This window comes from Fulvivirga sp. M361 (genome assembly GCF_007097395.1).
Classification (GTDB): Bacteria; Bacteroidota; Bacteroidia; order Cytophagales; family Cyclobacteriaceae; genus Fulvivirga.
Window position 1 is genome coordinate 339435 of record NZ_VKDC01000001.1, and the last position, 13062, is coordinate 352496.

Below are 13062 nucleotides of genomic sequence, written 5' to 3' on the forward strand. Positions count from 1 at the left end.
TTTTTTAATTGAGCACTGTTATTTTGACCGGTCGCCATCCTAAAGAAAATATCGCTAACATCCTAAGAGGTACTGGCAAGGTAATGCTGGCATTACTCCTGATGTTTGCCTTAGGTCAGCTTTCAGCCCCTGAACTACAAGCCCAGGAAAAGAGGAAATCAGAACTCGAAAAAGTCAACGAAAAAAAGAATAAATCAAACCGGCGCTTAAAAAGGCGAGGGGACAAAGGAAAATCAAATCGACAAAAACTTCGCACAACACGTTTCAAAACCCGTTCCAGGCAAGGGGAAAAGTCTTATAAAGGAGATATTACCGGAAGAAAAGTAGTCACTAAAACCAGTCCACGCCGCTCCAGCGCAGGAAAAGCACCACCGAACCCATATGCCGGAAGACCCAAAGGTGGGGAAGGTTCGCGGTTTAAAGCACGCCGTTCTGACCCACGATTTTCAAGAAAACGCAACGAAACTGCAGGCAGAGGCACCGGACTTCCTCGTTCTGCTTCCAAAGGACGTGAAAGGGCATGGAAGGGAAATGCTGCAGGCAGGGTTATCTCCACACGATCTAAACGAACCAGTTACACCGGAAAAAGTCAATATCAACGGTTTCCAGGTTCCGCCAGGTCAATTACACGGGACCCGGAAAGGCCAAAAAAGAAGACACGGATCGTACCTCGCTCTGTATCAGGCGCCAATAGAATACGAAAAGGTCGAAGCCCCTATTCTTCATTCAGAAGACAGACCGCCTGGGAAAAAGCATATAAGGGTGACATTACCGGCAGACCGTTCCGAACAAAAAGGACGGTAGAAAGACCCATCATACAAAAACCACGTGATACGCGTTACAGCAAAGGCGGAAGGAAAGACAGGCCTTACAAAGGAGGAACACTTGGCGGTGGTTTCAGAACAGCAACAAGGCCCAGCGAAAGGGCCTGGAAAAATGATATCTCAGGGACCAAACTCAGAAAACGAACTTCTAAAAGACCAAAATTCAATGGTAACTATTATCAAACCTACCCTTTCAGACAAAAGCAGGGCGAACGGGCCTTCAAAGGAAAAATAAAAGGGAGCGGTTATAAATCCGTCAGTAGTCGCAAGGAACGTCCCGGACAACGTATTCAAGGAAGGAAACCACCAGGTGAGGGTACAAGAAGGGGTATTTCTTTTCAAGGCAATATAAAAGGAGGCAAACCCCTGAAAGGAGGCGGTAGCGTCAGTGGCAGGCGATGGAATAACCAGGGTAGGGCAATACAAGGGCGTGGCACCACGGGACAAGATAGTCGAACGGCCCGTTTCCAGGGAAATATAAAAGGTGGAAAGCCCCTCAAAGGAGGTGGAAGCATCAGTGGCAGACGTTGGAATAATCAGGGAAGGGCAGTACAGGGACGTGGCGCCACAGGACAAGACAACCGCATTGCCCGTTTCCAGGGCAATGTAAAAGGGGGCAAACCCTTAAAGGGAGGTGGAAGCATTAGCGGAAGGCGATGGAACAACCAGGGCAGGCCCGTACAAGGGCGTGGCACCACGGGACAAGATAGTCGAACGGCCCGTTTCCAGGGAAATATAAAAGGTGGAAAGCCCCTCAAAGGAGGTGGAAGCATTAGCGGAAGGCGATGGAACAACCAGGGCAGGGCCGTACAAGGGCGTGGCGCCACGGGACAAGACAACCGCATTGCCCGCTTCCAGGGGAATATAAAAGGGGGTAAACCCTTAAAGGGAGGTGGAAGTATCAGTGGTAAGCGTTGGAACAACAATGGAACTCCTCTACAGAGAAAAGGAACCACACGCCAAGACAATAATGTCGCAAAATTTCAGGGAAATATTAAGGGTTTAAAACCGTTCAAAGGAGGTGGCAGTGTGAGTCGAAATAATTGGAACAATGATGGAAAACCCATCACTAAAGAGAGGTTGCGCTTCCAGGACATGGATATAGCCGTATGGAAAGGCCGTACAAAGAGAAAATCAAAAGAACCTTCTTCGGAAACTAAAAAGGCAACAACTTTCACGGGCAGGACCAAACCTTTTATACGTGGTAAATACGATGGCTTCGCATCGGAATATCGCGGCGAGCAGAAAAGGAAATTTGGCTACGTACATAATCCAAATTCAGCAGATGAAGCATTAAAGGTGAGGGAACCAGAAAAGAACGTTAGACTCAGCGCCCAATTTCAAGGACGAACTAAAACACGAAGAAAGTATGTAAAGAACAAGAATGCTGCTGACGAATCCTTGCGCGTGGTTAAACCTGGCAAAAACGAAACAGAGGCTGGCAATTATCGCGGTTTTCATACCCCTTTGAGATATCTGAAAAATAAACAGGCCGCTGAAGAATCATTGAAAGCACGGGCCCCGGGAACAAGTTATGCCCAGATCAAAGAATACCGTGGCACCCTAAAAAGAACCATGCGGTTTACTAAAAACCCAAATTCAGCGGATGGCGCTTTGAAAGGTATCGGCCCTTCAAGAGCATCAATCAAGGCCAGCAACTACCAGGGAAACATTAAAATGTCAAAGAAATCCATCCGTAATACACACCCAAGTTTTAAGTATAATGATGGAAGGGATGATTCTAATGAATTCAAAAAAGGACTATTTAATTTGAGGCTTTTCTGGGCAAAATTGTTTAAGAAGAATGAAAACCAACCTCAACATTTGAAAAGTAAAGAACGCAAGCCCCGGTTTGACAAAAGAGAACAAGGACTTTGGTATGACTAATATGAATTGGAACAATCTTGAAAATATCGACATACTGGAAAGGATCAAGAAAGAATCCGAAGACCACCCGGTGATGATCTTCAAGCATAGTACACGCTGCCCCATTAGCAGTATGGCAATCGACAGATTAGAACGCGCCTGGCAACCACAAGAAGTGGGCAACCTGAAACCTTATTATTTAGATTTGATCCAACACCGTGAAATATCCAACAAGATTGTGGAAGATTTTGGCATATCTCACGAGTCGCCCCAGGTGATTGTGATCAAAGACAGATCTCCTGTATATGACAACTCGCATATGGGCATTAACTATGCTGACATCAGGGCATTTATCAAAAGTTAAAACTTATTTTTTGACTCACTGAATCTGCCAAACTTAGAGCTACAGGACAATTTAAAGCAGCTTTTTGAAGTTTTCCCTTTTGTATATCTGTGGCATTTATGTCACCGGAAAAATCAATCCGTATTTCTGAGATCTTTCTGGGATTGCTGTCCATTACTTTGGTAATATTGGCCTTTAATCCTCGCAAATCGATATCCTCACGGGCAGCCAATATTCCCATTATTGTCATCATACAGCTACACAGGGCTGACGAAACAAGATCGGTTGGTGAGAAAGCTTCTCCTTTTCCATTATTATCTACCGGGGCATCACTCATTACTACCTCTCCTGATTTTAAATGTTTTGATTGAGTGCGTAAACTACCCAGATATTCGGACTGCATGCTATACATATTTCTTGATTTGATTAACTAAACTATCTGAACTCACTTTGCGTTAGACCAGTATATTCTTAAATTTAATGATCTTTTAATTGGAGCGGATGCAGAAAGTGTGGAAAATTATTCTTCTTCTGATGTTATGCCTTCCGTTGGTAGCTGTAAGTCAAAACCCCGAAACGGAAGATTACCAGTCGGAATTTATATGGGGTATTAACAAAAATACCTCTGGTGGCCTTATTGGAGGGTTCATTTTCAGGAAATCGAAAAGGATCAACGAAGGGCTATATCAGAGTTTAGGAGTTGAGGTGATGAATGTTAAGCACCCACAGGAGTTTCATTTACGTAGGAATGGGGCTACTAATTCGTTTATTTTGGGTAAAGTAAATTATCTCTATGCGTTGCGTTTCCAATACGGCAGAGAGATGATATTATTTAGAAAAGCGCCACAACAGGGCGTAGAAATAAAGCTAAATGCCGCTGCCGGCCCTTCCCTGGGGTTACTTGCTCCCTATTATGTAGAAATTGCCTCGGGAGGCTCTCAACGACTTAGCAGCAGACGAGTCCCTTATGACCCCAATGTTCATTCCATAGATAACATTTTAGGGTCGGGATATGTATTGCAAGGGGTCACTGAATCAAAATTGAGAATAGGAGCTAACCTGAAAACCTCCATGAGCTTTGAACTGGGTACTACCAAAAACAGTGTTACCGGAGTGGAAGTAGGTTTTTTGGTAGATGCTTACACACAGCGTATTGAACTTATGTCCGCTGCAAAAAACAAAGCTGTATTCCCCACCGCGTTTTTCACTCTTTTCTACGGTTCCAGAAGATAGTAAAGCTCATGGAGCTATTCTGAAACCATAAATACCTAACTTTGAAGTATTGAAAATCTCATAAGTAATGATAGAATTACCTGTAGTTTCCGAACAAGACAAGAAAAAACGTAAGCCAGATTGGTTGAGAGTAAAGCTGCCTATTGGAAAAGAGTATGCCAACGTTAGAAAACTAGTCGATGAGCATAAACTACATACCATCTGTGAAAGTGGTAATTGTCCGAATATGGGTGAATGCTGGGGAGCCGGTACGGCTACATTTATGATCCTTGGGAATGTATGCACCAGAAGTTGTACCTTCTGTGCCGTAGCCACAGGCAGACCTCCCGAATACGATGATGGTGAGCCTCAAAGAGTTGCTGAGGCGATTAAGCTTATGGGGGTCAAGCATGCCGTAATCACATCCGTAAATCGAGATGAATTGAAGGATCGGGGGGCCGAAATATGGTATCAGACCGTAGTAAAGACAAAAGAGCTCTCTCCTGAAACTACTATAGAAACGCTGATCCCTGATGTAAAAGGTAATTGGGATGCTTTGTATAGAATGATAGAGGGAGGACAAGAGGTAGTGTCACATAATATGGAAACGGTAGAACGTTTATATCGGCGTGTAAGGCCGCAAGCCAAATATGTACGAAGCCTCGAACAGACTAAACTGACCAAAGCCGAAGGCAAAAGAACAAAATCAGGCATCATGTTGGGAGTAGGAGAAACCGTTGATGAAGTGCACAAAGCTATGGATGACCTTGTGGAACACGGACTTGACATCCTTACCTTAGGCCAATACCTGCAACCGACTAAAATGCACCTGGAAGTAGCTGAGTTCATTCATCCAGATCAGTTTGAAGCCTACAAAGAAGAAGGTTTAAAAAGAGGACTGAAATATGTAGAGTCCGGCCCCTTAGTAAGGTCATCCTATCATGCAGAAAGACATGTAGACGTTCCGATCTAAATAGGTCAGGCCCCTTCTCAAGAATATTATCTTATATAAAAACAGGCCCTTAGTTTATAAATTCATGGCCTGTTTTTATTCCTGTCAAAAGAACTTCTCCGTGTTACGTCAAGGACTAAATGACGTATCCGATGTAGATTATGTGCATAGTGTTTGCAGGCAATAGTGTGTTATAAAATTTTGCCTGCTCCTTGTTGTTAGCCGTCGACCTTATTATCAGCTAACCGTTATGTTTATGTAAAATAAAGACAATGGAGGCGTGACTTAACGCTAGTTATTTCCCAGATTTTGAGACTGTGGCTTATCTACCACCGGCTTTTGGTCCCGGTTTGCCAATACCCAGGCCGTGTGATAAACTAACTTGGTCCTTTCCATTAACATATCAAATGCTATCTTATCGATGGTATCCGTAGGTTGGTGATAATCATCGTGAACACCATTGAAATAGAAGATAATTGGAATGTTATTTTTAGCAAAATTCCAATGATCCGAACGATAATAGATCCGATCAGGATGGTCTTCATCATTATAAGTATAATCCAGTTCCAGCTTTGTATATGTTTCGTTCACCTTCTCGCTGATCTCATGTAATTCCGTAGATAATCTATCTGATCCTACCAGGTATACATATTCAGGATTTTCCTTGTGCTTATGGTCTATGCGGCCTATCATGTCAATATTGAGGTCAACCACTGTTTTTTCCAGAGGGAATATGGGATTAGAAGTATAATATGCCGAACCCAGCAAGCCCTTTTCTTCACCGGTTACTGTCATAAAAAGAATGCTTCTTCTTGGGCCCTTGCCATCTGCTTTAGCTTGTACAAATGCCTCCGCTATCTCAAGCACTGCAGAAGTTCCCGAGCCGTCATCATCCGCACCATTATTAATCTGTTCCCCATTTTTTCCGATATGGTCATAGTGAGCGGTAATTACCACCAACTCATCTTTCAAATCAGAGCCTTCCATATATCCCAATACATTTTCACTTTCAACTTCTTTTATTTTTTGCTCCATATGATACTTGAAAGTCCCCTTCTTTATTTTTTTCAGATTCCCTTTTTCCATAGCATCCTGAAGTCGCTGTTTTTTAACATCCAGTATTTGAGCCGCCACAGAAGGCGCAATAAAAAACACCCCCGGATCTGATCCACCCATGTCCGGTTTTTCTAATGATAGTCTTCCCCCTTCCAAAAAGCCTTTAAATAGCTGGCCATACTCGGTAAACTTAGCATCGTCCTTGTGTGAAACGATCAGGGTCAGGCTCGCCCCCTTCTCCAACGCCAGATCGTGTGGCGCTTTCCACGCCCTGGGGTTATCCACCATAACGATTACTGCTTTATCCTTTACATCCAGTTGAGCAAAATCCTGCTCACTCCCTTTACCTGCAAACAATACCTCCGTTTCTTTTACCGCACCGGAAGAAGAAGAACCATAATAAATGATTTTATCAAAGTTTTTGTGCTTCTCTTCACCTGCTATAATGTATGTATCGCCAGGTACAGCAGAATAAAGAAATACAGGCTGATAATAACTATTCTCCGTCCCACTTTTTACGGGCGCTTTTAATCCAAGACGTTGAAAATGATCACTGATGAACGCCGCCGCCATTTTTTGTCCTCTTTCACCTGTCTCTCGTCCTTCCATAGCGTCTGATGCCAATATAGAAAGCTTGTCATATAGTTCATCCTCCGTGATTGTTTCGGCATACTTTACGGCATCTTGTTCAGTTTGAGCATATGACAAGCCCGTGAAGGCCAGAACAAATGCTATTATCATTATTTTTTTCATAGATTATTTCTTTGATAAGAGAATCAAAAATATAGAATAAAGCGGCCAAATTTGATTTATCACCCCAAATTATGACGAGCGGCTCATACAGAATTCCTGACGTTTAAATTGCTCAGAATAATTATTTTAGGACCGTTATTTAGGCCAAATAATGCTAGATTTGCAAATCTTTTTGATAGGGTATTCTGTTATATTATCAGGTTTATAAACAAAGAGAATGAAGTTAGAAGTTAATAATGTAGTGAGATTTGACACCCGTCATAACGGGCCGGACGATCAACAAATAGCCGAGATGCTTCAATTGGTAGGCGCAGATTCATTGGACGATCTTATTGACCAAACTATACCAAAGTTAATCAGACTTAAAAAAGACCTGGATCTACCAGTGGCTCAAACCGAATCTCAGTTTCTTGAGACATTTAAAAAGCTTGCTGAAAAAAATGAAATATTTAAGTCTTACATTGGCACGGGCTATTACAATACAGTAGTACCTCCGGTAATATTGAGAAATATACTGGAGAACCCGGGTTGGTACACAGCGTATACACCTTACCAGGCAGAGATCGCCCAGGGAAGGCTCGAAGCACTGATCAATTTTCAAACGCTGATCATTGATCTTACCGGAATGGAAATAGCCAACGCTTCCCTGCTGGATGAAGGCACCGCCGCTGCAGAAGCGATGGCCATGTTAGCCGGAGCCAGAAAAGGAGCTAAAAAAAGTGCTAATAAGTTCTTTGTTGATAAAAATACTTTCCCACAGACACTTGATATACTCACTACCCGCGCGGAACCGGTCGATATCGAATTGGTGATAGACGAGTTATCTAACCTGGACCTGACCGACCCTGATCTTTATGGGGTTTTGCTTCAGTACCCGGATAATAACGGAGAAATCATTGACCACACTGATTTGGTGGTTACAGCCAAAGAAAATAACGTAGCTGTGGCCGTTGCCAGCGATTTGATGAGCCTCTTACTGTTAAAGTCACCCGGCGAAATGGGTGCCGACGTTGTGGTGGGCTCAAGTCAGCGTTTTGGTGTACCTATGGGGTATGGCGGTCCTCATGCAGCGTTTTTTGCTACTAAAGAGGTGTTCAAACGACAAATCCCGGGCAGGATCATAGGAGCATCATTAGATGCACAGGGCGATAACGGCTTCAGAATGGCCCTTCAGACAAGAGAGCAACATATCAGACGTGAAAAAGCTACCAGTAACATTTGCACAGCCCAGGTGCTGCTTGCTGTGATGGCAGGAATGTATGCTGTATACCATGGCCCAAAAGGACTACGGGCCATTGCAGGGCGCATACATGGATTGACTCAATTGCTGAACAAAGGCCTGAAGACACTGGGCATTGAGCAATACAATGTAAATTACTTTGACACCCTTAAAGTTAGGATCTCAGACCTTGCCAAGGTGCAAAGATTAGCCGAAGATAAAAGAGTGAACTTCCGATATTTTGACGAAAGTGCTATCGGCATATCACTGGATGAAACCTCCGGCATACAGGATGTTTCATTAATACTTAATATCCTGGCAGAGGCAAATGAGATTGAAAGTAATTTCTCAGCTGAACAAGAGGCCGCAAACCTCCATCTGAATTGGCCGGAGGAGTTAGTAAGAACCTCTGATTACCTTGCACACCCGGTTTTCAACACACATCACTCAGAGCATGAGATGTTACGATATATCAAAAAGCTGGAGAACAAAGATTTATCTTTAGTTCACAGTATGATATCTCTTGGCTCATGTACTATGAAATTAAATGCTACTACGGAGATGATCCCTGTAACCTGGCCGGAATTTGGAAATATGCACCCTTTTGCACCTAAAAAACAGGCAAAGGGTTATACCCAACTTTTTGAAGACCTGGAAAAATGGTTGTGTGAGATCACTGGTTTTGCGGCGGTATCCTTACAGCCTAACAGTGGTGCTCAGGGAGAGTATTCGGGGCTGATGGTAATCAGAGCCTACCATCGAAGCCACGGCAATCACCATAGAAATGTCACGCTCATCCCTTCATCCGCCCACGGTACCAATCCGGCAAGCGCTGTGATGGCAGGAATGAAGGTGGTAATCGTCAAGTGTGACGATCAGGGAAACATAGACCTGGAAGATCTGAAACTTAAAGCAGAGGAAAACAGTGAGAACCTTTGTGCCCTGATGGTGACTTATCCTTCTACTCATGGTGTATTTGAAGAAAGTATCGTTGAGATCTGTGATATTATCCACGAGCATGGCGGCCAGGTTTACATGGATGGCGCCAATATGAATGCCCAGGTAGGCCTTACCAGTCCGGCGAATATCGGAGCTGATGTTTGCCATCTCAATCTGCATAAAACATTCTGTATCCCTCATGGAGGAGGAGGACCGGGCATGGGACCTATAGGAGTAGCCCCACAACTGGCACCTTTCCTTCCCGGAAATCCATTGATAACCACAGGTGGAAATAAAGCAATAACGTCAATATCAGCAGCGCCTTTTGGTAGTGCCAGTATTCTGACCATTTCTTACGCATATATTGCTTTAATGGGTAAAAAGGGTTTAAAAGCGGCCACTGAATTAGCCATTCTCAATGCTAACTATATCAAAGAACGACTTGATGGATATTATCCTGTACTTTATTCAGGCAAAAACGGACGTGCAGCCCATGAGATGATCATAGATTGCCGGGAATTCAAAAAAGTAGGTGTTGAAGTTGAGGACATTGCCAAAAGATTGATGGACTACGGTTTTCACGCACCTACTGTGTCATTTCCTGTGGCCGGCACTATGATGATCGAACCTACGGAAAGTGAAACCAAGCCTGAACTTGATCGATTCTGTGAAGCACTGATTGAAATAAGAAACGAAATCCGGGAAATTGAAGATGGTATCGCTAATAGCGAAGACAACGTTCTTAAACATGCTCCACATACCGCCAAACAAGTAACTGCCGATGAATGGAACCGGCCATATAGCAGAGAAAAAGCGGCTTATCCTTTAGCATTCGTGAAAGAAAATAAATTCTGGCCTACTGTAGGCAGAGTAGACAACGCATACGGAGATAGAAATTTAATGTGTAGCTGCCTGCCTGTCGACGAATATCTGGAAGAACCCGAAGCCATGGAAGCCTAAGAGACAAATAATCTTTTTTATGGAAGCCTGCTTACAAAAAAGCAGGCTTTTTTATTCGTGATATAATACATATAGAAGTGTTTCTCCTACGGCACCTAACGTTTCTTTACTAATGATGTCCATATTGTCATTATGGGTATGATGAAAAGTACCAAAGGAATCACTTTCTGGATCCATTGGTATAATGTCTATCATAGGGATGTTTCGGTATTTATGCACAAAATAATGATCATCTGTTATGGCTGCACCTTCCCTCCGTACAAAATAATTGGAATAACCTATTTGAGAAGCGACATCCCACACTTTCTTCACTATCGAAGGGGCTATCTGCCGGGAATACCCTTCAGTGAAAAACCTGGCGTTTTTACCCCCTACCATATCCAGTAAAATCCCATAGTAAGCAGAGTAATTGGGTTTATGCGGGTTTTTTCCCCAATACTGAGAACCCATACACCACCAGGATTCCCAACCATCCCTTAAAGGCACAGGCTTTTGAAACGATACATCATTCCCCCAATCTTCACCATCAAATAAAATAATATCTACCCCCACTCCTTTGGGTAATTCTTGTTGTATTGACCGGGCAATCTCCAATAATACGCCCACCCCGCTGGCCCCGTCATTAGCCCCGTCAATTGCTTCATCTTTACGGCTATTATCTTTGTCTGCAAATGGCCTGGTATCCCAATGCGCTGCCAATAGTATTCGTTTCGCTTTTTCCGGAGCATAACTGGCTATAATATTTCTCAGATACATCTTTTTGCCGTCGAAACTGGTCGCTTCAAAATTTTGCTCTTCTACTTGTGCACCATATGTTCTAAACTTATGTACTAACCAATCTCCGGTTTTCACATGCGGTGTGGTACTCGGCACTCTGGGCCCCATACTTACCTGATACTCCACAAAAGCATAGGCTGAATCTTTATTAAACAGGGGAACGGTAATCACATGCTCTTCTGCATCGACATCAACTGTCTTTTCCTTTGAAGTATTACATGAGATGATAAGAACAGCAGGTAATACAAGACAAAATACTTTGGAGATCAGTTTCATGGTCATTAACAATTAGTGCAGGGTGTAAACTTAAATCTGTCTGATTTAATTCAAAGTTTGTAAAGCAAATTAAATTGGCTTAATTTTGTGAGGAAATAGAGAAAAGAATTTTTTCGAGGGGACAACAGTCCCCTCTTTTTATTAGCACTTTTTCATGGAGCTGAAGGAAAAAATAGCGGCAATAGCAGAGAAGAATTTGGAAGATGAGTCCCATTTTTTGGTCGATATAATAATGTCTTCCAGGCAAGGGTCGGGAAAAGTGCTGATATTAATAGATGGAGATAAAGGAGTTAATATCGATGATTGTGCCCGTCTCAGTCGTAAGCTGGGTCACATTATTGAAGAAGAGGAAATCATAAGCGATAAATATATACTTGAAGTATCCTCTCCCGGTGTTGAACATCCTCTCACGTCCGAAAGACAGTATCAAAAAAATATAGGAAGAGCTGTTAAAGTATCTTTGGCCGAGGGAAAAGATGTTAAAGGTAGCCTGGTGGAAGTACAAAACGATTGTATTGTACTTGATCAGGAGATAAAAAAAGGAAAGAAAAAAGCGTATGAAAGGGTGGAGTTGTCCTTTTCAGATATTAGTAAAACCATAGTTCAGATTTCATTTAAATAATAGTAAAAATGGATGCTTCTGTATTAATTGAGTCGTTTGCCGATTTTGCCAAGCAGAAAAATATCGATAGACCTACGATGATCAGGATCCTGGAAGACGTATTCCGTACCATGATCAGAAGAAAGTTTGAGACAGATGAAAACTTTGATATCATTATCAATGCAGATAAGGGTGACCTTGAAATATGGAGATTCAGAGAAATTGTAGATAATAATTCTGAAGATATCTGGGATCATGATAAAATAAGTCTGTCAGACGCACAGCAGATCGAACCGGACTTTGAAATAGGAGAAGAAGTGGCCGAACAAATTACGTTGATCGACTTTGGACGAAGAGCGGTAATGACTGCCAGACAAACACTTATTCAAAAGGTGAAAGATCTGGAAAAAGATATTTTATATCAGAAATACAAAGACCTGGTAGGAGAGATCATCACCGGAGAGGTATATCAGATATTAAGCAGGGAAGTATTGTTGATCGATGCTGAAGGTAATGAGATTTCAGTTCCCAAAAGCGAGCAAATATCCAAAGACAGGTTTAGAAAAGGAGATCAGGTCCGTGCTATTGTAGATCGCGTGGATATGTTTAATGGCAGTCCAAAAATAATTTTATCCCGAACCAGTCCGGTATTTCTTGAACGTCTTTTTGAGAGCGAGGTACCTGAAGTATATGACGGCCTGATTACCATCAAAAAGGTAGTACGTGAGCCGGGCGAACGCGCAAAAGTAGCCGTAGAGTCATATGATGACCGGATTGACCCGGTAGGTGCCTGTGTGGGTATGAAGGGATCAAGGATACACAGTATCGTACGTGAATTGCAAAACGAAAATATTGATGTCATCAATTTTACCGATAACATGGAACTCTACATTTCCAGAGCGTTGAGCCCTGCGAAAATAGGTAGTATCAAGATCGACCAGGAAGACGGAAGGGTTTCTGTATTCCTAAAACCAGATCAGGTAAGTCTTGCTATCGGTAAAGGTGGTCAAAACATCAAACTTGCCAGCCGGCTGGTTGGAATGGAAATAGATGTGTTCCGAGAGTTAGGTGAATTCGAAGAGGAGGATGTAGATCTGGATGAATTTGGAGATGAAATCGAAAACTGGGTGATTGATGAATTGAAACGTATCGGACTGGATACTGCCAAGAGCGTATTGACTTTAACCAAACAAGAGCTGGAACGCAGAACCGACCTGGAAGAAGAAACCATTGATAATGTTTTAGGCATTCTTAAGCAGGAGTTCGAATAGGTCAAGTTTTTTA

Annotated in this window: 10 protein-coding genes; 7 read left to right on the plus strand and 3 right to left on the minus strand. The window is 42.7% G+C overall.

What is annotated here, in order from left to right; translation table 11 throughout:
• Nucleotides 1-8: 8 nt before the first annotated feature.
• Together FNH22_RS01345 and ytxJ are read left to right on the plus strand one after the other, a co-directional pair.
• Complete coding sequence (locus FNH22_RS01345; RefSeq protein ID WP_143396488.1) at nt 9-2711, plus strand: hypothetical protein; 2703 nt, start codon at nt 9-11, stop codon at nt 2709-2711.
• Nucleotide 2712: 1 nt separating this feature from the next.
• Nucleotides 2713-3054, plus strand: a complete 342-nt coding sequence (ytxJ, locus tag FNH22_RS01350) for a bacillithiol system redox-active protein YtxJ (RefSeq protein ID WP_143396489.1) — start codon at nt 2713-2715, stop codon at nt 3052-3054.
• On the opposite strand, the gene FNH22_RS01355 is transcribed toward ytxJ, so the two are convergent.
• Nucleotides 3044-3436: an OsmC family protein gene (locus tag FNH22_RS01355; protein WP_370513157.1), complete on the minus strand. Its 393-nt coding sequence runs from the start codon at nt 3434-3436 to the stop codon at nt 3044-3046. The two genes, ytxJ and FNH22_RS01355, sit on opposite strands and share 11 nt — an antisense overlap.
• Before the next feature lie 98 nt (nt 3437-3534).
• On the opposite strand from FNH22_RS01355, the gene FNH22_RS01360 reads away from it, so the two are divergent.
• Both FNH22_RS01360 and lipA read left to right on the plus strand, forming a co-directional pair.
• Entirely contained in the window at nt 3535-4266 is a 732-nt protein-coding gene (locus tag FNH22_RS01360) for a hypothetical protein (RefSeq protein WP_143396491.1), read from the plus strand.
• 67 nt (nt 4267-4333) lie between these two features.
• Nucleotides 4334-5218: a lipoyl synthase gene (gene lipA / locus FNH22_RS01365; RefSeq protein WP_143396492.1), complete on the plus strand. Its 885-nt coding sequence runs from the start codon at nt 4334-4336 to the stop codon at nt 5216-5218.
• Nucleotides 5219-5488: 270 nt separating this feature from the next.
• Here lipA and FNH22_RS01370 read toward each other — a convergent pair whose 3' ends face one another.
• The gene (locus FNH22_RS01370) at nt 5489-7006 is read right to left on the minus strand and encodes a M28 family peptidase (RefSeq protein ID WP_143396493.1); all 1518 of its coding nucleotides are present in this window, start codon (nt 7004-7006) and stop codon (nt 5489-5491) included.
• A 217-nt stretch (nt 7007-7223) separates the two neighbouring features.
• Here FNH22_RS01370 and gcvP point away from each other — a divergent pair, with 217 nt between their 5' ends.
• Complete coding sequence (gene gcvP, locus FNH22_RS01375) at nt 7224-10124, plus strand: aminomethyl-transferring glycine dehydrogenase (RefSeq protein ID WP_143396494.1); 2901 nt, start codon at nt 7224-7226, stop codon at nt 10122-10124.
• A 51-nt stretch (nt 10125-10175) separates the two neighbouring features.
• On the opposite strand, the gene FNH22_RS01380 is transcribed toward gcvP, so the two are convergent.
• Nucleotides 10176-11177 carry a M28 family peptidase gene (locus FNH22_RS01380; RefSeq protein ID WP_143396495.1) on the minus strand — a complete coding sequence of 334 codons (1002 nt, stop codon included), beginning with the start codon at nt 11175-11177 and terminating at the stop codon, nt 10176-10178.
• Nucleotides 11178-11331: 154 nt separating this feature from the next.
• Here FNH22_RS01380 and rimP point away from each other — a divergent pair, with 154 nt between their 5' ends.
• Nucleotides 11332-11799 (plus strand): ribosome maturation factor RimP, encoded by a 468-nt coding sequence (gene rimP / locus FNH22_RS01385; protein WP_143396496.1) that lies wholly within the window; start codon nt 11332-11334, stop codon nt 11797-11799.
• 8 nt (nt 11800-11807) lie between these two features.
• Nucleotides 11808-13049, plus strand: coding sequence for a transcription termination factor NusA (gene nusA, locus FNH22_RS01390; protein WP_143396497.1), 1242 nt, complete (start codon nt 11808-11810; stop codon nt 13047-13049).
• The last annotated feature ends 13 nt before the right edge of the window (nt 13050-13062 follow it).